Consider the following 22947-nt stretch of genomic DNA (forward strand, 5'->3'; position numbering starts at 1 on the left):
GGGATCAGGCTGGCACGCATGGGCGCTGGGACACGCGAGCGGCTGGGTCGCTGGCTAGAGCCGGTACTGGCCGTGGCGACCGTCGTGGCGCTGGCGGCCGGGGGGATCGCCTGGCTGGCCGGGGCGGCACGGGTCGCCGACGGCTGCTGGATCGCGGGCACGGTGGTGGCGGTGATCCCCGCGGTGGTGTGGGTGCTCGCCGCGCTGCGCCGGGGCCGGTTCGGGGTCGATCTAATCGCGGTGTTGTCCTTGATCGGCACGCTGCTGGTCGGCGAGTACCTCGCCGGTGCGCTGATCGCGGTGATGCTGGCCGGCGGGCGGGCACTGGAGGCCGCTGCCGAGCGCCGCGCGTCCCACGACCTGCGGGCGCTGCTCGCACACGCCCCGAGGTTCGCCCGGCGCCGGGCGGGGTCGGCGGTCGACGTCATCGCGCTCGCCGATGTGGCGATCGACGACCTGCTGGTGGTCGGGCCGGGCGAGGTGGTGCCCGTCGACGGACGGATCGCCGGTGCGGTGGCGGTGCTGGACGAATCGGTCCTGACCGGCGAGCCGTTGCAGGTGGAGCGGGGCGACGGCGAGCCGGTGCGCAGCGGGGTGGTCAACGCGGGCAGCGCCTTCGAGATGCGGGCCACGGCCACGGCCACCGACAGCACCTACGCGCAGATCGTTCGCCTGGCCGCGGAGGCCGGGGCCCAGAACGCGCCGGTGGTACGGCTGGCCGACCGGTACGCGGCGTGGTTCCTGCCGCTGACCCTGTTGGTGGCCGGGACGGCCTGGCTGGGCAGCGGGTCGCCGGTGCGGGCGGTCGCGGTGCTGGTGGTCGCGACGCCGTGCCCGCTGTTGCTGGCCGCGCCCGTCGCCATCGTGTCCGGGCTGTCGCGGGCGTCGCGGCGCGGCGTGGTGATCCGCAGTGGCGGCGCCCTGGAAAACCTCGGACACGCAACCACTTTGGTGATGGACAAGACCGGAACCCTGACGATGGGAAGCCCCGCCGTCATCGACGCCGCCGCCGCGCCCGGCCGTGACGCGGCCGAGATCCTGCGGGTCGCGGCCTCGGTGGATCAGCTGTCCCCGCACGTGCTGGCCGAGGCGATCGTCACCGCGGCGCGCGCCCGCGGTCTGGAGCTGTCGCTGCCCAGCGAGGTGGTGGAGGAACCCGGCCGTGGTGTCACCGCCACCCTGGACGGCCAGCGGATCCACGTCGGCAAGCTCATGCACGGCACCGCGCACGCGGAATGGGCCCGCGCGGTGGTGAATCGCGCCCTGCTGGACGGGGCCTCGATCGCGTGGGTCTGCGTCGGTGACCAGCCCGTCGGTGCCGTGCTGCTGCGCGATCCGCTGCGCCGCCACGCGCCGCGGACCCTGCGCCGGCTCCGCGAGGCCGGGCTGACCCGATTGGTCATGCTGACCGGGGACCGCGCCGAGCCCGCCCGCGAGGTCGCCGCCGTGTTGGGTTTGGACGAGGTGTACGCGGAGCAGACCCCGGCCGACAAGGTTGCCGCCGTGCGCGCAGAGTGCGACCGCGCGGTGACCATCATGGTCGGCGACGGCGTCAACGACGCGCCCGCGCTGGCCGCGGCGACCGTCGGCGTGGCGATGGGCGCCCGCGGCGCCACGGCGTCCTCGGAGGCCGCCGGCATCGTGTTGACCACCGACCGGCTGGAGCGGCTCGCCGACGCGATGGACATCGCCCGCTGGTCGCGGCGCATCGCCGTGCAGAGCGCCGTCGTCGGCATGGTCTTGTCGCTGGCCGCGATGGGCGTCGCCGCCGTCGGGTGGCTGCCGCCCGCCGTCGGGGCGCTGGTGCAGGAGGGCATCGACGTCGCCGTGATCCTCAACGCGCTGCGCGCCCTGCGCGGCAATCCCGACATCGAGGTCGACCTTCCCGCGCCGACCGAACAGCTGTTGCGGCGCTTCGACGCCGAACACGACGAGCTGCGCGACGCCGTGGACCTGTTGCGCGGCGCCGCCGACCGGTTGGCCACCGCGGCCGACCAGTCGGCCCTGGAGGCGATCGGCCAGGCCTACGCCGTGCTGGTCGAGCGGATCATCCCGCACGAGCGCGCCGAGGAGACGCAGCTCTATCCGGCGCTGGTCCACCCGCTGGGTACCAGCGAGGCGACCGCCCCGATGAGCCGAACCCACGCGGAGATCCAGCGCCTCGCCGACCGGATCGGCGCCCACCTGGCCTTGGCCCGAAGCAGCGGGGCGATCGGGGCCGATCAGGTCGACGACCTGCTCGCGTGCCTCTACGGCCTGCACGCCCTGCTACGCCTGCATTTCCTGCAGGAGGAGGAAAGCTATTTCACCCTGGCCGACGACGAACCCGCGGAACCAAAGTCTTTGGCGCACAAGCTAGCCCGCTGACGGCGGCCGCTTCATCACCGTACCCGGCAGCTCCGCGCCGATTTCGATGTCGTCGTAGTCGCGCCCGGCACCCCCGCCCTTGCCGCCCAGCGGCGGCCGCACCGGGACCATCGGGAGGCCGGACGGCTGGGCTCCCCCCGGCGGAAGCGGGGACACCGCGGCGGCGAGCTGCACCGGCGCCTGCGCGCCGGGCAGCATGCCCACCGTGGCGGGCGGCATGCTCAGCTTGCCCACCAGCACCGACACGCCCATCGCACCGCGGGGCGCCAGCCCCAACCCACCGGAGTTGAGCGCGTTCGCCAGGTTCACCTCCGCCGCGCTCAACGCGGCCGACCCCTCCGCGAGGCCCTGACCGATGTCGGAGCCGACGCCCTGCAGCGCCTGGGCCGCACTGATCTGCGCGACGTAGCTGAGCAGGTTGACGGGGAAGCCGCCGGCGATGAACTGGTTGCCCCAGGTGCTGAAATAGCCGAACCAGCCCTGGTTAGGGTCGAACGGGGTGACGCCAAGCTGGTCGATGATCGTGCCGGTATTGGAGGCGGCCAGCAGGTTGGCGGTGGTCTGGGCGCTGCCCGTGGCGGCGGGCAGCACGGCGGCCTGGGTGGAGACGCCAGAGGCGTTGGCGACGGACGGCGGTGACGAGAACTGGGACAGCTTCACCGCGTTCAGCGAGGTCGCGCCGTAGCGGTACATCGCCGCCGAGTTGTTCACCCACATCGCGTTGTACTCGGCTTCCGTTTCCGCGATGGCCGGGGCGTTGATGCCGAAGAAGTTGGTGGCCAGCAGCATCGCCAACCGTGCGCGGTTGGCCGCGACGACCGAGGGATGCACCACCGTCCAGTGGGTCAACTCGAATGCCGCCGTGACGGTTTCGACCGAGGCGGCTATTTCCTGACATTGCGCCGCGGTGGTGCGCAACCATGCCAGGTACGGCTCGAACGCCTGGGCCATCGCCGTCGCCGACGGCCCTTGCCACGTCCCGGCCAGCGACGCCAGCTCCGCGCTGTAGCTGTTGGCCGTCGCCTCCAATTCGGCGCCGAGTTCTTGCCACACGCCGGCTGCTTCGATCATCGACCAGGCGCCGGGTCCCGAGTGGATCAGCGCCGAGGTGATCTCGGGCGGCAGCAGCCCAAAATCGATCACGTCTCGCCCAATGAGTGAGCCGGGCTGGCGACGAGTCGCGCCGTCGACCTATCCGGCGGCGAAATTCTGCTTCCGGAGTGGTGAGGAACCATCGTCGTTCCTCATCCCCCGCTGGGCGGTCGGTGTATCACCTTCTTCGGGAGTTCCGCCCCGTAGTCAAGGTCTTCGAACTTCTGCTGCTTGCGCTTGCGCCAGCCGCTGCCCGCCGAGCTGCCCGGAGGCACGGGCATCATCGGCATCAGCGGCATCCCGGCGAGCCCGGGTTCGGCGGGCAGCGGCGACACCGACGAGGCGAGTTGCACCGGGGTTTGCGTCGCCGGCAACAGGCCCACCACCGCGGGCGGGGCGGTGAGCTTGCCCAGCGAGACCCCGACGCCCATCGCACCCGCGGCGGCGCCCCCCGGCGCGGCCGAGACGGCGCCCGCCAGCCTGGTGATCGACGACGCCAGCGCCCCCTCGCCCTCCGAGAGCCCCAGCCCGATGTCGCTGCCCACGCCCTGCAGCGCCTGCGCCGAGGTGTTCTGCGCCAGGTAGCTGAGCAGGTTGATGGGAAAACCGGACGAGATGAACTGGTTGCCCCAGGTGCTCGCGTAGCTGAACCACCCGGCGTTGGGGTCGAAGGGGGTGACCCCGAGCGAGTCGATGATGTTCCCGGTGCTCGATGCCGAGCTGAGCAGGGAGGCATTCGACACCGCAGCTTGTTGCTGGGCCGTCCCCGACGGGTCCGCAATGGCCAGCGGCGAATTGAATTGGGACAGCGACGTGGTCGCTTGTGACGATGTGGCCTGGTAGCGGCTCATCGCCGCCGAGTTGTTCGCCCACATGGTCTGGTATTCGTCTTGCGTCTCGGCGATCGCCGCGGTGTTCTGGCCGAATCGGTTGGTGGCCAGCAGTCGCGCGAGCCGTGTCCGGTTGGCTGCCACCACTGTGGGGGGGACGACCGACGCGCGCACGGCGGTGAACGCCGCGGCGGCCGACTCCGCCGAGGTGGCCATTTGGTGGGCCTGCTGCGCGGTGGTGCGCAGCCAGATGAGGTAGGGCTGCACGGCCTGCAGCATCGCCATGGAGGACGACCCGTCCCATGACTCGATCAGCGACGACAGCACCGACGCATACACGGAGACCGAGTTCTCCAGCTCGACGGCCAGACTCTGCCACGCGCCGGCAGCCTCGACCAGCGAACCCGCTCCAGGACCGGAGTGAATCAGCGTCGAGGTGACCTCAGGTGGCGCGAATAGGTCCATCACATCTCACATTGTCTATGCCGAGTACGCGGCCGGAAAATTTCGTTTACTAGGTGGCAAAGAGACCGGAAACATTACGCATTCACCCACCAGGGTGCCGCCCCAATCCTTCCCCGTCGAGTTCCGGCCGTGACGAACGATATACCCGTGACATTAGGGTAGCCAAAGTGTCGGCCGACGTGGCCTTTTATCCGGCCAGCCGGCGACTTCTCAGACGGTCACCGACGCGCCGCGCGCGACCTCGATGATTCGATCGGCCATATTGCGGCGCTGCATTTCCCCGGTGAAGTCGGCGAGCGGGGAGGCGAAGGCGGCGTAGTCGTCGAAGTGCACCCGGATGGCCTTCGGCAGGGTCAGCATGGCCACCAGTTCCGCGCCTTGGCGGCCGTCCATGGTTACGGTCAGCCCGAACGGAAGCCGCGGCCCGGCCGGCAGACGGGTCCCGCCCAGGTACAGCACGCCCACGTCGATGGGGTCGAACCGCGCCGGGATCTCCTTGAGTTCCGCGACGAGCACCGTGTCGCCCGAGATGTAGCCTGCGCCGGGGCGATCCGTCGTCGGCGGCGAATTCCAGCATGATGCCCATCACCGCGGGCCACCCGATTGCGAGCGGCTCACGCCTACAGGCCGGGCAAGCAGATGGGGGCGCCGTAACAGGGCGGTGGCCCGAGCGGCCGGCGGGGCGCGTCACCCTCCCAGACGAATTGGCCGACGTTGCCCATGCCGCCGACGGGGACCCAGTACCAGTGGTGGCAGACGCCCATGTGCCACCGGACATCGGGCATCGGCAACGGTTGGCCCGGGCACCAGTCGTGCGGGACGGTGAAGTTGTCCGCCTGGGCCGCGCCCGAGCCCAGCCCCAGACCAGCCAGCGCCATGCCGCCGGACAGTAGCGCCCCGGCAATCACCTTCCTGAACTTGGAATTGTTCGACATAGCCTCGCGCCTTTCCTCGACGCTGGATGCTGAGGATCAGTATCCGCTCGCGCTGCTTGACGCAGCGAACAATGACCGGATCGCTACCGATCCCAGGAAGAGTCCCGGGTCGGTTCAGAATGGTGGCGGATCGTCCTCGCTGTCGGGTGGGGCCGGTCCGCTGTAGCTCACCCTTTCGGCTCGTCGGGCCATCCGGGTGTCGCGGTTGTGTCGGCGTTCGACGGCGATGCGGGTGGCGCGGTCCTGGGTGCGGGTGCGGCGCCGTTTGGGCATCATCGCGGTCCGCTGGCCGCAGTAGTCGTCGGGCGGCGGGGGGTCGGCTTCGGCGGCCCCGATGGCCCCGGTGGCCGCGCACAGGCTGGGGAACAGCAGCGCGCTGCCCGGGGTGGTGACGTAGGTGCGCCCGGCCGGGGAGGTCAGGATCAGGGTGCCATCGGGCAGCTGCTGTTCGGTCCAGCCCCAAAACGTTTTCACCAAATGATGGGTGCGGCAATAACATTTCAGGTTCGACGCGTGAGTGGGCCCACCTTGGCTGTGCGGGATGGTGTGGTCGATGTCGCAGGCCACCGCCGGGCAATCACAGCCTGGCCAGCGACACGTCAGATCCCGGCACCGCACGAAATCGGCCAACGCCGCCGAGGGCACGTACCCGGGTTCGGGCGGCGCGTCGCCGGGATGGACCAGCGGCACAAGTTTGGCCGCGACCGCCAACTCGCGAATCAACTCCGGCGGGATCAGCCCGTCAGCCCTGAGCTCGGAAGCGGAAGCGGCGCCCGTGCCCTCGAGGGCGGCCCGCTCGGCGATCACGTGAATCACCACCGGGCCGGCCGCCGGCCGGGCGGCCGCGGCGCAATCGGAGCGCCCGCAGCGACAGCCCAGCCGCTCAGCCCCGCCGGCTAGTGCCCCCAGCGCATCGGCGCGGCGCTGCTCGCGGCTGCGCGGATCGTGGGCACACACCGTGGCCGCCAACGCATCCAGCCGCGCATCCAGGGCGTGCGCATCCGGGCTACACAGCACCCCTTCGAGGCGGGCCAGGCCCTCCCCCATATCACCGATCCACACCTCGCGCCCCGCCGCGCGCTGCTGGCGCCGGCGCACCGCATCAGCATCAGCGCGGGCCACCACCTTGTCCACCCGGGCGGCCAGCCGGGCCGGGGTCATCGAGGGCCAGCGCGCCACCGTCGCGGCCAGCTGCGCATCCACCGCCGCCATCACCTCGACATCGGTGATCAGATCGGTGCGATACACCAGCGTCTGCACCATCCGAAAATCGATGTCCCCGGCCGCGAACACCCCGGCCACCTGAGGCAGCCGCTCACGCAGCGCGCGGGCATAGCGGACCCGGCTGGCCGCCAGCCCCTGACCGATCCCCAACTCCGCGGCCACCTCGGCGGCCACCGCCGCCTCGGTATCCACCGCCCACTCGTCACACTCCCCACACCGCGACAACCGATACGCAAACAACGCCCCAATCGCCGCCAACTGCCCAGCCGCCGCCCGATTCTCCACCCGCGCCAAACGCGACACCCGATCCAGCAACCCCGCCGACTCGCCGGTCTTCGACGGATACCGCCGCTCAAAGTGCTCATCCATCGCGGCGATCACCTCCGCCGACGGCACCCGGGAATCGAACATACATTCGAGTATGCCACCCGCGGCCGACAGAATCTCGGCCCAAGGTCCGGTCTGCCTTGGTGACACAGCGGTAGAGCTCCTCGCCGTACGGGACGACAATTGCGGCGACGACACCCGCCCCGACAGCGGCGAGGTAGCCGCCCGGCAGGGAATTCTGCTTCCACCGCAGCCGCCATGCATCCCGCGAGCGCGCGCCGCGCATCAGCTCGCGCATCTCCCGCCAGTGCAGGCAACCGAGGGCCGAGGCAGCCATGATGGGCATGGACTCCAAGAAGCTGTGCACGTGCTGCTCCCACGTGGTCACCCGGCGCCCACTGTGCTCGGCAGTGCTCACATCCCACAGCGCGGTGGCCTCGTGGGCGGCAATCGACGCCAGTATGGTGCTCAGCACCAGAGGGTTGATCTCACAAAGCAAGACAAGGGTGATCGGTACGCCGACTTCGGCCATCATCAACAGGTGGATCAACGACTCACGCGTTCCTGCCGTTATCTCAATCCGGCTGCGGCGGTGCTGATTCCAATCCAACAGGGCGGGGATGAACCAAGCGGGCAGCAGACCGTACATCAAATAACGCAGCAGCGCTGTTTCGGAGTCGTTGGCCTGATCCGGAACGCGCATCCGCCGACGCAGCCCGATCGTCGTCCGTTTTGTCCCTTGGTGTCGCACATGCGCCCTGTACCCCGCGCGACAGCGCCGAAACTACGGTCGGGGTCGCCGGCTGACGAACTCGCGGCGCGCGCCGGTCAGCGGATCGTCGAACGCGATGCGCCGCGCCAGCAACCTGAGCGGCGTGCTGAAATCGTCGGCCGCCACGTCGACGATGTTGGGGTACAACGGATCACCGTCGATCGGCACCCCCAGTGAGGCCATGTGCACGCGCAGTTGATGGGTGCGGCCGGTGCGTGGGGTCAGCCGGTAGAGCCCGTCCGGGGAAACGAGTTCCACCAGCGTCTCGGCGTTGGGCGGCCCGGCTTCACAGGTGGCCTGCAGTACCCCGCGGCGCTTGACGATTCGGCTGCGCACCACGCGCGGCAACACCAAAGCGGGGTCGACGGCGGCGCGCGCCAGATAGGTCTTGTGCACCAAACCCCGGGCGAACAGCGTCTGGTATGCGCCGCGCACCTCGCGGCGGGCGGTGAACACCAGCACCCCCGCGGTCAGCCGATCGAGGCGGTGGGCTGGGCTCAGCTCCGGCAGCCCCAACTCCCGGCGCAGCCGCACCAGCGCCGTCTGCGCCACGTGCCGGCCGCGGGGCATGGTGGCCAGGAAGTGCGGCTTGTCGACGACGACGATGTCGTCGTCTCGATGCAGCACCGGGATGTCGCAGGGCACCGGAACCTCGTCTGGCAGCTCCCGGTACAGAAACACGTGCGACCCGGCGGGCAGGAGAGTCGCGTCGTCGACCATCATCCCGTCGGCGTCGACAACCGGTCCACTCACCGCCCCCGCGCCGAACCGGGCGGTCAACTCGGCGAAGACGGGCCCGCCGCGCAGCCGCACCCGCGCCGGGCCGAGCCCGTCGCGAACCGGAAGCGGTGCCGGCCTCACCACGCGCTCAATTCAACGGCACCGGCTCGAGGATCTCGGCGCGGGCCTCGGGCGCGCTGGCCCGCAACTCGTCGGCCGACACGTCGTCGGGTTGGGCCTGCGAGAGGATCTCGGCCTCCACCCGCGCGCAGTAGTTTGCCACCTCGCGCTCGATGTCCTGCGTCGTCCAGCCGAGGACCGGCGCGACCACGTCGGCGACCTCGCGGGCGCAGTCGACGCCGCGGTGCGAGTACTCGATGGAGATCCGCATCCGGCGCGCCAGGATGTCCTCCAGGTGCAGCGCGCCCTCGGCGGTGACGGCGTAGCGGGCCTCCACCTTGAGGTAGCCCGGCGCCTCCTTGATCGGGCTGAGCAGGTCGGCGTTGCCGGCCGCCACGCCGAGCACGTCGCCGATCAGCGAGCCGTAGCGATCCAGCAGATGCCGCACTCGGTAGGGATGCAAATCCTGAAGCGCCGCAACGTGTTCCGCCTGATTCACCAGGGCGAAGTAGCCGTCGGCGCCCAGCAGGCTGACCTTCTCGGTGATGGACGGCGCCACCCGGGCCGGGACGAATTGCGCCGCGGCGTCGATCGCGTCGGCGGCCATCACCCGGTAGGTGGTGTACTTGCCGCCGGCGATGGCCACCAGGCCCGGGGCGGGCACCGCCACGGCGTGCTCGCGCGACAGCTTGGAGGTCTCCTCGCTCTCGCCCGCGAGCAGTGGCCGCAGCCCGGCGTACACGCCGTCGATGTCGGCGTGGGTCAGCGGGATGGCCAGCACGGTGTTGACGGTTGTGAGGATGTAGTCGATGTCGGCCTTGGTGGCCGCGGGGTGAGCCAGGTCCAGGTTCCAGTCGGTGTCGGTGGTGCCGATGATCCAGTGGCTGCCCCAGGGGATGACGAACATCACCGATTTCTCGGTGCGCAGGATGATCGCGACGTCGCTGACGATGCGGTCGCGCGGCACCACCACGTGCACGCCCTTGGACGCGCGCACCTGAAACCGCCCGCGCTGCTTGGACAATGCCTGGATCTCGTCGGTCCACACCCCGGTCGCGTTGACGACGACGTGGCCGCGGACTTCGGTGACCGCGCCGTCCTCGGAGTCGCGGACCCGCACGCCGGTCACCCGGTCGCCCTCGCGCAGCAACGCGACCACCTGCGTGGAGGAGCGCACCACCGCGCCGTAGTGGGCGGCCGTGCGCGCGACGGTCATGGTGTGCCGAGCGTCGTCGACGACGGTGTCGTAGTAGCGGATGCCGCCGATCAAGGCGCTGCGTTTGAGGCCAGGGCTCAACCGCAAAGCACCGGCCCGAGTCAAATGCTTTTGCGCGGGAACGGATTTCGCGCCGCCCATCCGGTCGTAGAGGAAGATGCCCGCGGCGACGTAGGGGCGCTCCCACACGCGGTTTGTCAGCGGAAACAAAAACGGCATCGGCTTGACCAGGTGCGGCGCCAAGGTGGTCAGCGACAGCTCGCGCTCATACAGCGCCTCGCGCACCAACCCGAACTCCAGCTGCTCGAGATAGCGCAACCCGCCGTGGAACATCTTCGACGAGCGGCTGGAGGTGCCCGACGCGAAATCGCGCGCCTCCACCAACGCCACCTTCAGCCCCCGGGTGGCGGCGTCCAACGCGCAACCGGAGCCCACCACGCCGCCGCCGATGACGACGACGTCGAACTGCTCGGTGCCGAGCCGCTCCCAGGCCACCTCGCGGTGCTGCGGTCCCAGCACGGATGCCGGCGAGCCCAACTCGGTGGGCGCGTGCATCGGATCGGTCACGGCAGAGGACTCCTCACCCGGTTACTCGCCAGTAGGACGGTGTCGAACCCAGGCTAGTCCAGATCGTCGTGGGCCATCAGGCGACGAGCGGCCTCGGTGATCGATCCGGACAGCGACGGGTAAACGGCCAGCGTCTGGGCCAGCTCGTTGACGGTGATGCGGTTCTGGACGGCCACCGCGATCGGCAGGATCAGCTCGGAGGCGATCGGGGCCACCACCACGCCGCCGATCACCACGCCGGTGGACTTGCGGCAGAACATCTTCACGAAACCCTGCCGCAGACCGGACATCTTGGCCCGGGCGTTGGTGCGCAGCGGCAGCATGATCGTGCGGGCCGACACCGACCCGTCGTCGATCATCGTCTGCGGCACGCCGACGGCCGCGATCTCGGGCCTGGTGAAAACCGTCGCCGCGACCGTGCGCAACCGGATCGGGCTGACGCCCTCGCCCAGCGCGTGGTACATCGCGATCCGGCCCTGCATGGCGGCCACCGACGCCAGCGGCAGCAGGCCGGTGCAGTCGCCCGCGGCGTAGATGCCGGCCACCGAGGTCCGCGACACCCGGTCCACGGTCAGGTAACCCCCTCGGCCCAGCTCGATGCCCACCCGGTCCAGGCCGAGGCCGCCGGTGTTGGGCACCGATCCGATCGTCATCAGTGCGTGGCTGCCCTCGACGGTGCGCCCGTCGGCCAGGGTGACCAGCACGCCGTCTCCCGTGCGGGTGACCGACTGGGCGCGGGCGTTCTTGACCAGCTCGACACCGCGTTCGGAGAACGCCTCCTCCAGCACCGCCGCGGCGTCGGCGTCCTCGTAGGGCAGCACCCGGTCCCGGCTGGCGACCACCGTCACCGGAACGCCCAGCTCGGTGTAGGCGTGCACGAACTCGGCGCCGGTGACGCCCGACCCGACCACGATCAGGTGTTCGGGCAACGTCTCCAGGTTGTAGAGCTGCCGCCAGGTCAGGATGCGCTCGCCGTCGGGCTGGGCCGACGGCAGGACCCGGGGGCTGGCGCCGGTCGCGATCAACACGACGTCGGCCTCGAACTCCCGGGTGGTGCCGTCGTGGGCGGTCGCCTTGATGCGGTGGCAGGCCAGCCCGGGCGTGGGGTCGATCAGCTCGCCGTGACCGGCCACCACCTGCACGCCCATGCCGAGCAGCTGTTCGGTGATGTCGGCCGACTGCTCGGTGGCGAGTCGCTTGACCCGGGCGTGGATCCGCGGCAGCGAGATCTTGGCGTCATCGATGTCGATGTCGAATCCCAGCCGCGGCGCCCGGCGCAGCTCGGTGCGCAGCCAGGTCGAGGCGATGAACGTCTTGGAGGGCACGCAGTCGTCCAGCACGGCCGCGCCGCCGATGCCGTCGGAGTCGATCACGGTGACGTGCGTGGTGTCGGGGTGGGAGGTGGCGGCCACCAGCGCGGCTTCGTAACCGGCAGGGCCGCCACCGAGGATCACGATGCGGGTCGCCACAGCCCCCAACCTAGCGGGGGAACGCGGGAGGCCGCAGCGCGGCGACGTCCGCGGGAGAAGACCAGCCGACTGTGGGACGTCTAAGATTTCCCCGTGCCGCTCTACGCCGCCTACGGGTCGAACATGGATCCTGAGCAGATGCTCAAGCGGGCACCCCATTCGCCGATGGCCGGAACCGGCTGGCTACACGGCTGGCGCCTGACGTTCGGGGGCGAGGACATCGGCTGGGAAGGCGCGCTGGCCACGGTGGTCGAAGACCCGACCTCCAAGGTGTTCGTCGTCCTGTACGACATGACCCCGGCCGACGAGAACAACCTCGACCGGTGGGAGGGCTCGGAGTTCGGCGTGCACAAGAAGATCCGCTGCCGGGTGGAGCGCATCTCGTCGGACACCAGCACCGACCCCGTGCTGGCGTGGCTGTACGTGCTCGACGCCTGGGAGGGCGGCCTGCCCTCGGCGCGATACCTGGGCGTGATGGCCGATGCTGCCGAAATCGCCGGAGCACCAAGCGATTACGTGCACAACCTGCGAACCAGGCCGGCCCACAACATCGGTCCGGGAACGGGCTCCTAAGGCCCGTGTCGATTCTTTCCACGCCAGTCGTCGCCGACGCACTGGCCCGCACGTTCGCCGCCGTCGTCAACCCGGCCCCCAAGGCGGCCGTGCGCTTCCCCGAAATCGGCGGCGAGACCTCGCACGTCACCATCCCCGCCCGGCACGGTCCGGTGCCGGCAACCGTCTACCATCCGCCGGTCGGCACGACGAGCCCGCCGGTCTACGTCAACGTGCACGGCGGGGGCTTCGTGATCGGGCACCCAGACCAGGACGATCCCTGGTGCCGGTACCTGGCCGCCAACGCCGGCGTGGCGGTGATCAATCCCGACTATGTGCTGGCGCCGCGGCACCGCTTCCCCGCGGCGCCGCACCAGGTCTACGACGTCGTCTGCTGGGCGGCGGCCGCCGATCGCGACTGGGACGGCGGGCGGCTGTGCGTCGGGGGCCAGAGCGCGGGCGGCAACCTCAGTGCCGCGGCGGCGCGGCTGGCGCTGGAGAACGGCGGCCCCCGCATCGCGTTGCAGGTGCTGCACTACGCGCCGCTCGACCTCGTGACGCCCGCCCGCGACAAGCCGTCCAGCGTGGGCGGCCGCGCCGTCCTGAAACCGTGGATGGGCGAGGTCTTCGACACCGCCTACGTGCCCGACCCCGGGCGGCGGCGCGATCGGCTGGCCTCGCCCGCCTGGGGCGGCAACGCCGACGGGATCGCCGGCATCGCGCCGGCGCTGGTCGTGACGGCCGAGCACGATCGACTTCGCGACGAGGCCCGCCGCTACGCCGAAAAGCTCGACGCCGTCGGGGCGTTGGCCGAGTGCTACGAGGTGGCCGGCGTCGACCACGGCTACAACATCATGAGCGACGCGGCCGACGTCACGCTGCGCAGCTACGCCCGCATCGCCGAGCACGTCGTGCGGGCCACCCGCTAGGGCAGCGAGAACGCGGCCGACTGCTCGACGATGTTGACCATCACCCGCAGGCCGATCGCCAGGGCCCGCTCGTCGAGGTCGAACGTCGGCTGGTGCAGGTCCAGCTGCGGCCCCTGGCCCGGCCAGACGCCCAGGCGCGCCATCGCGCCGGGAATCTCCTCGAGGTACCAGGAGAAGTCCTCGCCGCCGCCGGACTGGCGGGTGTCGGCCAGCGTGTCGGGGCCGATGGCCTCGATCGCGTGGGTGAGGATGCGGGTGGAGACGTCCTCGTTGACCACAGGCGGCACGCCGCGCCGGTACTGCAGCGTGTGGTCGATGCCCAGCGGGGCCAACAGCGCCGACACCGTTTCGCGGATGATGTCCTCGAGCCCCACCCAGGTCTGCCGGCTCGCGGTGCGCACGGTGCCGCCCAGCACCCCGGACTGCGGGATGGCGTTGGCGGCCACCCCGGCATTGACCGCGCCCCACACCAGCACTGTCGCGTTGCGCGGGTCGATGCGGCGGGACAGCACGCCGGGCAGACCGGTGATCAGCGTGCCCAGCCCGTACACCAGGTCGGCGGTTAGGTGCGGGCGCGACGTGTGCCCGCCCGGCGAGTGCAGCGTGATCTCGATCTGGTCGGCCGCCGAGGTGATCGGGCCGTGCCGGACCGCGATCTTGCCGACCTCCAGCCGCGGGTCGCAGTGCAGGGCGAAGATGCGCGACACCCCGGTGATGGCGCCTGCGGCGATGGCGTCGATCGCGCCGCCGGGCATCAGCTCCTCGGCGGCCTGGAAGATCAGGCGCACCCCGACGGGCAGCTGGGGCACCGAGGCCAGGGTCAGCGCGGTGCCGAGCAGGATGGCGGTGTGGGCGTCGTGCCCGCAGGCGTGGGCGACGTTCGGCATGGTCGAGGTGTAGGGCGCCCCGGTCCGTTCGGCCATGGGCAGCGCGTCCATGTCGGCCCGCAGCGCGATCCTGGGCTCGTGCTCGGGGCCAAGGTCGCAGACCAGTCCGGTGCCGCCGGGGAGCACCTTGGGGTTCAGCCCGGCGTCGGCCAGCCGCTCGGCGACGAACTGGGTGGTGGCGTACTCCTGGCGGCCCAGCTCGGGGTAGCGGTGGATGTGCCTGCGCCACTCGACGAGGTCGTCGTGGTGCGCGGCCAGCCAGGACGTGGCGGCGTCGGCCAGGCTCATGCGTGCGCCCGCCGTTCTTGCGCGGCCATCACCCGGTCGCGTTGAGCCGCTGTCTGCGCCAGCTGAACGACCGTGCGGGCCAGCATGATCGCGCCCTCGACGACCGCCCGGTCGGCGCTGGGTCCACCGGCCGCAGCGGCGAACTCACGCTGGTGCACGGTCGCGCCGCCCGCGTCGACCCCGACCACCGGATGGATGCCCGGCAGCACCTGGGTGACGTTGCCCATGTCCGTACTGCCCATGGGCAGCGCCGCCTCGAACTCGCGGGCCACCGGCTCGCGGCCGAGCCGGCGCATCTCCTCGCGGAAGACGTCGGCTAGCCATTCGTCGGGATGCAGTTCGTCGTATGCCGGCGCGGGGTTGTCGATTTCGTACTCGCAGCCGGTGGCCAGCGCGCCCGCGGCGAAGCACGCGTACATCCTGCCCTCCAGCTGTCTCAGCGAATCCGACTCGACCGCCCGCATCGCATACTGCAGCGTCGCATGTCCGGGGATGACGTTGACCGCCTGCCCGCCGTCGGTGACGATCCCGTGCACCATTTGACCCGGGGCCAGCTGCTGCCGCAACAACCCGACGGCCACCTGCGCGACGGTCACGGCGTCGGCGGCGTTGATGCCCTGATGCGGCGCGACGGCGGCGTGGGATTCCTTGCCGCGATAGTGCACGATCGCCTCCGACAGCGCCAGTGAGCGGGCCGCGGCGATGTCGGCGGGGCCCGGGTGCACCATCACCGCCGCCGCCACGTCGTCGAACACCCCTGCCCGCAGCAGCAGCTCCTTGCCGCCGCCCGCCTCCTCGGCCGGGGTACCGATCAGCGCCACCCGCAGGCCCAGGTCGTCGGCCACCTCGGCCAGCGCCAGCGCGGCGCCAACCGCCGAGGCGGCGATGATGTTGTGGCCGCAGGCGTGGCCGATCTCGGGCAGCGCGTCGTACTCGGCGCACACCCCGATGGTCAGCGGCCCGCTGCCGAAGTCGGCGCGAAAGGCCGTGTCCAGGCCGCCGGCCGGCGCGGTGAGCTCGAAACCGCGCTCGGCGACCAGCGCCTGGGTCTTGGCGCAGCTGCGATGCTCGGCGAACGCCAGCTCGGGCTCGGCGTGGATGGCGTGGGATAGCTCAACGAGGTCGGAGCCACGTCGCCGCACGACATCCTCGACCCTGTCTGAGGGGTGGTCCGATGCGGTGGTGGGCATCCTCGCAGTATCCCACCCGCGACCTCGGGGCCTGGCTACACCAGTCCGGCGATGAATCCCGCGGCCTGCCCGGGGTAGGGCGGCACCCCGTAGTCGTGGTGCGCATCCCGGTCGCGGCCGCCGACCACGCACACCGGGTCCCCGGGGCTGCAGATGTCGATGGCGCGACCGGCGAACAGCCCCGTCGTCGACAGGGGCGTGTTGAAGCGGTTGCCGGGATTCCCGAACACCGCGACGGCCGCCACCTTGTTGGCCAGGCCGGGATCCAGCGCGGGGGCCGAGCCGAAGTTTCCGATGCGCTCGCCCAGCGGCGGCACCCCGGCCAGCATCGACACCGCGGCGGCGCCCTGCGAGAAGCCGCCGAGCACCAGCCGCGTGCCCGGGCACTGGTCGACCATCTGCGCGATGTGGTCGCGCGCGTCGTTGGCGCCGTCGGCGGTCAGCAGGAAGTTGTAGCTCGCCGGGTAGTTCACCGGGTACGCATCGACGCTGCGCGAGCCGAGGGCCGGCCGCAGGGCGTCGAGCAGCGCGTCGCCGGCGACCCCGAGGCCGGGCGGCTCGGCGGTGCCGCGGGCGAAGATGAGTTGGACGTCGGGGCATCCATCGGCCCGGGCCGCCGGCAGCCAGCTGCCCGCGATCGAAAACAGTGACACCGCAACGGCGACGGCCGAGCCGACCACCTGCCACCTACGAAGGTTCATGCGGCAGATTTTCACATATGCCGGCGCGGGCCGTCGCGGCGCTAAGCTCCCCGACTGTGAGCGACCCCGCGTCCGACCCCACCGAACTGGCGCGACTGGCGGCGACGGTCATCGCCGAACGCACCGGGGTGCCCGAGCACGACGTGGCCATCGTGCTCGGATCGGGATGGCGCCCGGCCGTCGCCGCACTCGGCTCCCCGACCGCCGTGCTGCCCCAGGCCGACGTGCCCGGGTTTGCGCCGCCGACCGCCGTCGGGCACACCGGCGAGCTGATGTCGACGCGCGTCGGCGAGCGCCGGGTGTTGGTCCTGGTCGGCCGGGTACACGCCTACGAGGGCCACGACCTGTGCCACGTGGTGCATCCGGTGCGGGCGGCCTGCGCGGCGGGGGCGCGCATCGTCGTGCTCACCAATGCGGCCGGTGGCCTGCGGTCCGACATGGCGGTGGGTCAGCCGGTGCTGATCAGCGACCACCTCAACCTGACCGCCCGTTCACCGCTGGTCGGCCCGCAATTCGTGGACCTGACCGACGCCTACGCGCCGCGGCTGCGGGAGCTGGCGCGCCAGGGCGACCCCGGGCTGGCCGAGGGGGTCTACGCCGGACTGCCGGGGCCGCATTACGAGACCCCCGCCGAGGTGCGGATGCTGCGGGCGTTGGGCGCCGACCTGGTCGGCATGTCGACCGTGCACGAGGCCATCGCCGCGCGGGCGGCCGGCGCCGAGGTGCTGGGGGTGTCGCTGGTGACCAACCTGGCCGCCGGGATCAGCGGCGAGCCGCTCAGCCACGCCGAGGTGCTCGCCGCCGGCGCCGTGTCGGCGAGCCGGATGGGCGCGCTGCTGGCCGACGTCGTGGCCCGGTTTTAGATGCCGCCCGACCCGTGGCGGCGACCCGCGGCCCCCGGCGACGACACCGGGCGTGCGATCGCCGCGGCGGAGTGGATCGCGCACGATCCCGACCCGGCGACGGCCGCCGAGCTCGCCGCCTGCGATCCCGATGAGCTGGCGGCGCGTTTCGCGCGACCGCTCACGTTCGGCACCGCGGGGCTGCGCGGTCCGGTGCGCGGCGGGCCGGACGCCATGAACGTGGCGGTGGTGTCGCGCGCCACCTGGGCGGTGGCGCAGGTGCTGCGCAGACGTGGCCTGGCCGGCGCGGTGGTGATCGTCGGGCGCGACTCCCGGCACGGCTCCGCCGTTTTCGCCACCGTCGCCGCCGAAGTGCTTGCCGCCCAAGGCTTTACCGTGCAGCTGCTACCGGGTCCGGTGCCGACGCCGGTGGTCGCCTTCGCCGTGCGCCGCACCGGCGCCGCGGCCGGCATCCAGATCACCGCGTCGCACAACCCGGCGACCGACAACGGTTACAAGGTCTACGCCGACGGCGGCATCCAGATCGTCTCCCCCACCGACCGCGAGATCGAGGCCGCGATGTCCGCCGCTCCCCCGGCCGACGAAATCGCCCGGACCCCGGCACAACCCGCCGTCACCGACGTGGTCGAGCGCTACGTCGCGCGCGCCGCCGCGGTGCGGCGCGGTACCGGATCGGTCCGGGTGGCGCTCACCCCGCTGCACGGGGTGGGCGGCGCGGTGGCCGTGGAGGCGTTGCAGCGCGCCGGCTTCGATCGGGTGCACACCGTCGGCGCCCAGTTCGCGCCCGACCCTGACTTCCCCACCGTCGCCTTCCCCAACCCCGAGGAGCCCGGCGCCACCGACGCGCTGCTCGCCCTGGCCGACAACGTCACGGCCGACGTCGCGATCGCGCTTGATCCCGACGCCGACCGCTGCGCGGTCGCGATCCCCACCGCGGACGGCTGGCGAATGCTGTCCGGCGACGAAACCGGTTGGCTGCTCGGCGATTACATCTTGTCGCGCAGCGCCGAGCCCCAAACGGCGGTGGTGGCCAGCACCGTGGTGTCGTCGCGAATGTTGGCGGCCATCGCGCGCCGCTATGGGGCCACCCACGTCGAAACCCTCACCGGCTTCAAGTGGCTGGCGCGCGCGGACGCCGGCGTGCCCGGCGGCACGCTGGTCTACGCCTACGAGGAGGCGATCGGGCACTGCGTCGACCCGGAGGCCGTGCGGGACAAGGACGGCATCAGCGCGGCGGTGCTGGTGTGCGACCTGGTGGCCGCGCTCAAGGAGCAGGGCCGTTCGGTGGTTGACGCGCTCGACGAACTCGCCCGGCGCTACGGGGTACACGACGTCGCCGCGGTGTCCCGCCGGGTCGCCGACACCGCCGAGGCGGGCGAGTTGATGCGTCGGCTGCGGACGGCGCCACCGGAAACGCTGGCCGGTTTCACCGCCACGGTCACCGACATCACCGACGCGCTGATCCTCACCGGCGGCGACGACGCGACGTCGGTCAGGCTGGTCGTGCGCCCGTCGGGAACCGAGCCGAAGTTGAAGTGCTACATCGAGGTTCGTTGCGCGGTGACCGGCGGCATCGACCAGGCCCGCCGGCGCGCGGGTGCATTGCGCGACGAGCTGGTGTCCGCGGCGCGCGGCTTGTGAGCTAGCGCGGCCCGTACTGACGGTCCCCGGCATCGCCGAGGCCCGGGACGATGTAGGCGTTCTCGTTGAGACCGTCGTCGATCGCCACCGTGAAAAGGCGGGCGGCGGGCACCGTCTCTTCAAGGGCGGCAACGCCTTCGGGGGCGGCCACCGCGCACAACACCGTGATGTCGGTGGCACCGCGCTCGAGCAGCAGGCCGACGGTGTACTTCAGCGACCCGCCGGTGGCCAGCATCGGGTCGAGCACCAGCACCGGCAGACCGGCCAGCTCGTCGGGCAGCGACTCGAAATACCCGGTGGGCCGGTGGGTTTCCTCGTTGCGGGCCACGCCGACGAATCCGACCCGGGCCTGCGGCAACAGGGCGAGCGCCTGATCGACCATGCCCAGCCCGGCCCGCAGCACCGGCACCAGCAGGGGCGGCTGGGCCAGCCGCACCCCCAACGTGTCGCCCACCGGTGTGCGGATTCCGAAGGTCTCGCGGGGCGCGTTCCGGGTGGCCTCGTAGATCAGCATCGCGGTCACGTCGCGCAGCGCCGCCCGGAAGCCGTCATCGGCGGTGCGTTCGTCGCGCATCGTCGTCAGCCGGGCGACCGCGAGCGGGTGATCGACAACGCGCACTTCCACGGTGTCCGACCCTATATAACAATCCGGCCGCATTTCGTTAAACGCCCCGCCCAAACCGGCCGCGTCGGCGCCGTCAATTCCTGGCGTCCCCCTATGCTCCCGTGGTGGCGGGCGCAATGGTGGGTGCAACGGGGTTGACGGACAGGGCGTTTCGGATCCTGCGCCTGCTGGGCGCAGTCGCGCTGGTCGCTCTGGCGGCCGGGCCGCTGACCGCGCGCATCGGCCTCGCGGCCGCGGCGATTCCGCAGCCCGCGCACATCGTGATCGTGGTGGAGGAGAACCGCTCCGAGGCCAACATCATCGGCAACAAGTCGGCGCCCTTCATCACCGCGCTGGCCGCGAGCGGCGCCAACATGGTGCAGTCGTTCGCCGAAACCCACCCCAGCGAGCCGAATTACCTGGCGATGTTCGCCGGCAACACCTTCGGCGTGACCAGCGACCGGTGCCCGGTCAATGCGGGCGACGCGCCCAACCTGGGTTCCGAATTGCTCGCGGCGGGCTACACCTTCGCCGGTTTCGCCGAAGGCCTGCCTGCGGTCGGCTCGCCGGCGTGCAGCGCCGGCAAGTACGCGCGCAAGCATGTGCCCTGGGCCAACTTCGCCAACGTGCCGTCGGCGAACTCCCTGCCGTTCTCCGCGTTCCCGACGGGCAATTACGCGAGCCTGCCCACCGTGTCCTTCGTCATCCCCAACAACGACGACAACATGCACGACGGGTCGATCGCGCAGGCCGATACCTGGCTCAACCGCCAGCTGTCGGGCTACGCCAACTGGGCGGTGGCCAACAACAGCCTGCTGATCGTGACGTGGGACGAGGACGACAATTCCAGCCGCAACCAGATCCCGACCATCTTCTACGGCGCCCACGTCGTCCCCGGCAACTACGCCGAGCGGATCAACCACTACAACCTGCTCGCCACGGTCGAGCAGATGTACGGGCTGCCCAAGACCGGCTACGCGGCTGGCGCGCCCCCGATCGCCGATATCTGGGGCTAGGCGCGACGGCCCGACTCCTTGCTCGCGCCGCACGGCGCTCGCCGTCGCCGAGCTAGGCGCGACGGCCCGACTCCTTGCTCGCGCCGCACGGCGCTCGCCGTCGCCGGGCTAGGCGCGACGGCCCGATGGCCCGCGCATTGCGCCGCCGTCGCTATTGTGTGCCGCATGGCTGCTGACCTCGTGCCCATCCGCCTGAGCCTGTCCGACGGCGACCGCTACACCGTGTGGGCGCCCCGCTGGCGTGACGCCGGCGACGAGTGGGAGGCGTTCCTGGGCAAGGACGAGGACCTGTACGTCTTCGAGACCGTCGCCGACCTGGTCGCCTTCGTGCGCTCCGATACCGACAACGACCTGGTCGACCACCCGGCGTGGAAGGACCTGACGTCGGCGCACGCACACAAATTCGCGCCGGCCACCGACAAGCAGTTCGATCTGGTCGCGGTCGAGGAGCTGGTGTCGGAGAAGCCGACCGAGGAGTCGGTGATCGGGCTCGCCCGCACGCTGTCGCTCGTCTCGTCCATCGGGTCGGTGTGCGAGCTCCCGGCGGTGTCGAAGTTCTTCAACGGCAACCCCACGTTGGGCACCGTGTCGGGCGGGATCGACCACTTCACCGGCAAGGCCGGCCTCAAACGCTGGAATGCGATCGGCGAGATCATCGGCCGCGGCTGGGACGACGTGCTGAGCGCGATCGAGGGCATCGCCACCACGCCGGAGGTCGACGAGAAGCTCTCGGCCAAGGCGGCCGACGAGCTGGCCGAGGAGCCCGAGGAAGAAGAGGCGGAAGACACCGAGCCCGGCGACGAGGCGGACGAGGATGCCGTCGACGAGGGCGACGAGGCGGCGGACGCCCCGGAGGACGATGTCGAGGCCGACGAGGAGCCGCGCGCGGCCGGCGACACCGTGATCCTGGGCAGCGACGAGGATTTCTGGCTGCAGGTGGGCATCGACCCCATTCGGATCATGACGAGTTCGGGCACCTTCTACACCCTGCGGTGCTACCTGGACGACCGCCCGATCTTCCTCGGCCGCAACGGGCGCATCAGCGTGTTCACCTCCGAGCGGGCGCTGGCCCGCTACCTCGCCGACGAGCACGACCACGACCTGTCCGACCTGAGCACCTACGACGACATCCGCACCGCCGCCACCGACGGCTCGCTGGAGGTCAAGGTCACCGAGGACAACATCTACGTGCTCAGCGGGCTGGCCGACGACATCGCCGACGGCCCCGACGCCGTGGACCGCGACCAGCTGGACCTGGCCGTCGAACTGCTCCGCGACATCGGCGACTACTCGGAGGAGGGCACGGTCGACAAGGCGCTCGAGACGGGACGCCCGCTGGGCAAGCTGGTCGCCTACGTGCTCGAGCCCGGCTCGGTCGGCAAGCCGTCGGCCCCGTACGCGGCGGCGGTGCGGGAGTGGGAGAACCTGGAGCAATTCGTCGACGGGCGGCTGCGCCGGGAGTAGCCCCCGCGTTTGACGGGCCCGCAAGTCTCCTCTTTACTGGCGGGTGTCGCTTCCCGGGATAGGCCCGTTGCCCTTGTACGGCTTTCAGCGCCCGGGCATGCTCCTGTTCGGTTTGCTGCCGCTGGCCCTGTTGGCGGTCTACATCGGTGTCCAGGCCCGTCGGCGGCGCCGACTGCGTCGGTTCACCGAGGAGACCGTGCCGCAGTCGCCGAGACAGCACATCCCGATCGCGGTGGCGCTGCTCAGCCTGGTCCTGTTGACCATCGCGCTGGCCACGCCCACCCACGACATGCGCATCCCGCGCAACCGGGCCGTCGTCGTGCTGGTCATCGACATGTCGCAGTCGATGCGGGCGACCGACGTCCCCCCCGACCGGCTGACCGCCGCGAAGGTGGCCGGCAAGCAGTTCGCCGACGAGCTGACGCCGGCCATCAACCTGGGGCTGGTGGAGTTCGCGGCCAACGCGTCGCTGCTGGTCTCGCCGACCACCAACCGTGCGGCCGTGAAGGCGGCGATCGACAGCCTGAAGCCGGCACCCAAGACCGCGACGGGTGAGGGCCTGTTCACCGCGCTGCAGGCGATCGCGACGGTGGGTTCGGTGATGGGGGGCGGCGACGGCCCGCCGCCGGCGCGCATCGTGCTGGAATCCGACGGCGCGGAGAATGTGCCGCTGGACGCCAACGCCCCGCAGGGGGCGTTCACCGCCGC

Annotated in this window: 21 protein-coding genes; 8 read left to right on the forward strand and 13 right to left on the reverse strand. The window is 71.2% G+C overall.

All coding sequences use genetic code 11. The features are described from left to right. The first annotated feature begins 18 nt into the window (after positions 1-18). Positions 19-2367 carry a heavy metal translocating P-type ATPase gene (locus tag A5695_RS10155; RefSeq protein WP_068080550.1) on the forward strand — a complete coding sequence of 783 codons (2349 nt, stop codon included), beginning with the start codon at positions 19-21 and terminating at the stop codon, positions 2365-2367. Here A5695_RS10155 and A5695_RS10160 read toward each other — a convergent pair. The 9 genes from A5695_RS10160 to A5695_RS10200 all read right to left on the reverse strand — a co-directional run bounded on the left by A5695_RS10160 (position 2356) and on the right by A5695_RS10200 (position 12104). After that, positions 2356-3507, reverse strand: coding sequence for a PPE family protein (locus A5695_RS10160; RefSeq protein WP_068080585.1), 1152 nt, complete (start codon positions 3505-3507; stop codon positions 2356-2358). The two genes, A5695_RS10155 and A5695_RS10160, sit on opposite strands and share 12 nt — an antisense overlap. A gap of 104 nt (positions 3508-3611) precedes the next feature. Further along, complete coding sequence (locus A5695_RS10165; protein ID WP_068080552.1) at positions 3612-4754, reverse strand: PPE family protein; 1143 nt, start codon at positions 4752-4754, stop codon at positions 3612-3614. A gap of 210 nt (positions 4755-4964) precedes the next feature. Continuing rightward, on the reverse strand, positions 4965-5270 hold the full coding sequence (locus A5695_RS10170; RefSeq protein ID WP_369830173.1) for a hypothetical protein: 306 nt from the start codon (positions 5268-5270) through the stop codon (positions 4965-4967). Positions 5271-5374: 104 nt separating this feature from the next. After that, positions 5375-5689 carry a hypothetical protein gene (locus tag A5695_RS10175; RefSeq protein ID WP_068080554.1) on the reverse strand — a complete coding sequence of 105 codons (315 nt, stop codon included), beginning with the start codon at positions 5687-5689 and terminating at the stop codon, positions 5375-5377. A 114-nt stretch (positions 5690-5803) separates the two neighbouring features. Continuing rightward, a complete protein-coding gene (locus A5695_RS10180) occupies positions 5804-7324 on the reverse strand; it encodes an HNH endonuclease signature motif containing protein (protein ID WP_068080555.1) in 1521 nt (506 codons plus the stop codon). Next, complete coding sequence (locus A5695_RS10185; RefSeq protein ID WP_231974780.1) at positions 7275-7943, reverse strand: diguanylate cyclase/phosphodiesterase; 669 nt, start codon at positions 7941-7943, stop codon at positions 7275-7277. The genes A5695_RS10180 and A5695_RS10185 overlap by 50 nt, the downstream gene beginning before the upstream one ends. 81 nt (positions 7944-8024) lie before the next feature. Beyond that, positions 8025-8873, reverse strand: a complete 849-nt coding sequence (locus A5695_RS10190) for a pseudouridine synthase (protein WP_068080587.1) — start codon at positions 8871-8873, stop codon at positions 8025-8027. 7 nt (positions 8874-8880) lie between these two features. Then, positions 8881-10623, reverse strand: a complete 1743-nt coding sequence (locus A5695_RS10195) for a glycerol-3-phosphate dehydrogenase/oxidase (protein ID WP_369830175.1) — start codon at positions 10621-10623, stop codon at positions 8881-8883. A 65-nt stretch (positions 10624-10688) separates the two neighbouring features. Further along, the gene (locus A5695_RS10200; protein WP_068080561.1) at positions 10689-12104 is read right to left on the reverse strand and encodes an NAD(P)H-quinone dehydrogenase; all 1416 of its coding nucleotides are present in this window, start codon (positions 12102-12104) and stop codon (positions 10689-10691) included. A 93-nt stretch (positions 12105-12197) separates the two neighbouring features. Between A5695_RS10200 and A5695_RS10205 the strand changes: the two genes are divergently transcribed. Continuing rightward, positions 12198-12677 carry a gamma-glutamylcyclotransferase gene (locus A5695_RS10205; RefSeq protein ID WP_067757370.1) on the forward strand — a complete coding sequence of 160 codons (480 nt, stop codon included), beginning with the start codon at positions 12198-12200 and terminating at the stop codon, positions 12675-12677. A gap of 89 nt (positions 12678-12766) precedes the next feature. After that, entirely contained in the window at positions 12767-13585 is an 819-nt protein-coding gene (locus A5695_RS10210) for an alpha/beta hydrolase (RefSeq protein WP_068080589.1), read from the forward strand. Here A5695_RS10210 and A5695_RS10215 read toward each other — a convergent pair. The 3 genes from A5695_RS10215 to A5695_RS10225 are packed head-to-tail and all read right to left on the reverse strand — an operon-like array spanning position 13582 to position 16651. After that, on the reverse strand, positions 13582-14760 hold the full coding sequence (locus A5695_RS10215) for an amidohydrolase (protein ID WP_068080564.1): 1179 nt from the start codon (positions 14758-14760) through the stop codon (positions 13582-13584). The two genes, A5695_RS10210 and A5695_RS10215, sit on opposite strands and share 4 nt — an antisense overlap. After that, entirely contained in the window at positions 14757-15950 is a 1194-nt protein-coding gene (locus A5695_RS10220; RefSeq protein ID WP_068080567.1) for a M20 family metallopeptidase, read from the reverse strand. Before A5695_RS10220 ends, A5695_RS10215 begins: the two co-directional genes overlap by 4 nt. A gap of 35 nt (positions 15951-15985) precedes the next feature. Continuing rightward, positions 15986-16651, reverse strand: a complete 666-nt coding sequence (locus A5695_RS10225) for a cutinase family protein (protein WP_082945976.1) — start codon at positions 16649-16651, stop codon at positions 15986-15988. Between the two features lie 56 nt (positions 16652-16707). Here A5695_RS10225 and A5695_RS10230 point away from each other — a divergent pair, with 56 nt between their 5' ends. After that, a complete protein-coding gene (locus tag A5695_RS10230; protein ID WP_068080573.1) occupies positions 16708-17514 on the forward strand; it encodes a purine-nucleoside phosphorylase in 807 nt (268 codons plus the stop codon). Positions 17515-17571: 57 nt separating this feature from the next. Then, positions 17572-19155, forward strand: coding sequence for a phospho-sugar mutase (locus tag A5695_RS10235; protein ID WP_068080591.1), 1584 nt, complete (start codon positions 17572-17574; stop codon positions 19153-19155). Position 19156: 1 nt separating this feature from the next. Here A5695_RS10235 and upp read toward each other — a convergent pair whose 3' ends face one another. Continuing rightward, positions 19157-19780, reverse strand: coding sequence for a uracil phosphoribosyltransferase (gene upp / locus A5695_RS10240; RefSeq protein ID WP_068080576.1), 624 nt, complete (start codon positions 19778-19780; stop codon positions 19157-19159). Between the two features lie 116 nt (positions 19781-19896). On the opposite strand from upp, the gene A5695_RS10245 reads away from it, so the two are divergent. From A5695_RS10245 to A5695_RS10255, 3 genes are all read left to right on the forward strand, one after another. Continuing rightward, entirely contained in the window at positions 19897-20775 is an 879-nt protein-coding gene (locus tag A5695_RS10245) for an alkaline phosphatase family protein (RefSeq protein ID WP_068080593.1), read from the forward strand. 165 nt (positions 20776-20940) lie between these two features. Further along, a complete protein-coding gene (locus tag A5695_RS10250; RefSeq protein ID WP_068080579.1) occupies positions 20941-22239 on the forward strand; it encodes a primosomal protein in 1299 nt (432 codons plus the stop codon). Between the two features lie 43 nt (positions 22240-22282). Next, on the forward strand, positions 22283-22947 hold a 665-nt coding region (locus A5695_RS10255), incomplete at its 3' end, for a VWA domain-containing protein (RefSeq protein WP_068080597.1).

The sequence above is a fragment of the Mycobacterium sp. E1747 genome (assembly GCF_001667775.1).
Taxonomy (GTDB): Bacteria; Actinomycetota; Actinomycetes; order Mycobacteriales; family Mycobacteriaceae; genus Mycobacterium.

Bases quoted from the DNA above. Each gene is read 5' to 3' on its own strand.
- A5695_RS10195 (WP_369830175.1), bottom strand. From the start codon at position 10,623: ATGCACGCGCCCACCGAGTTGGGCTCGCCGGCATCCGTGCTGGGACCG.
- A5695_RS10250 (WP_068080579.1), top strand. From the start codon at position 20,941: ATGGCTGCTGACCTCGTGCCCATCCGCCTGAGCCTGTCCGACGGCGAC.
- A5695_RS10175 (WP_068080554.1), bottom strand. From the start codon at position 5,689: ATGTCGAACAATTCCAAGTTCAGGAAGGTGATTGCCGGGGCGCTACTG.
- A5695_RS10215 (WP_068080564.1), bottom strand. From the start codon at position 14,760: ATGAGCCTGGCCGACGCCGCCACGTCCTGGCTGGCCGCGCACCACGAC.
- A5695_RS10245 (WP_068080593.1), top strand. From the start codon at position 19,897: ATGGTGGGTGCAACGGGGTTGACGGACAGGGCGTTTCGGATCCTGCGC.
- A5695_RS10225 (WP_082945976.1), bottom strand. From the start codon at position 16,651: ATGAACCTTCGTAGGTGGCAGGTGGTCGGCTCGGCCGTCGCCGTTGCG.
- A5695_RS10155 (WP_068080550.1), top strand. From the start codon at position 19: ATGGGCGCTGGGACACGCGAGCGGCTGGGTCGCTGGCTAGAGCCGGTA.
- A5695_RS10220 (WP_068080567.1), bottom strand. From the start codon at position 15,950: ATGCCCACCACCGCATCGGACCACCCCTCAGACAGGGTCGAGGATGTC.
- A5695_RS10165 (WP_068080552.1), bottom strand. From the start codon at position 4,754: ATGGACCTATTCGCGCCACCTGAGGTCACCTCGACGCTGATTCACTCC.
- A5695_RS10185 (WP_231974780.1), bottom strand. From the start codon at position 7,943: ATGCGCGTTCCGGATCAGGCCAACGACTCCGAAACAGCGCTGCTGCGT.
- A5695_RS10180 (WP_068080555.1), bottom strand. From the start codon at position 7,324: ATGTTCGATTCCCGGGTGCCGTCGGCGGAGGTGATCGCCGCGATGGAT.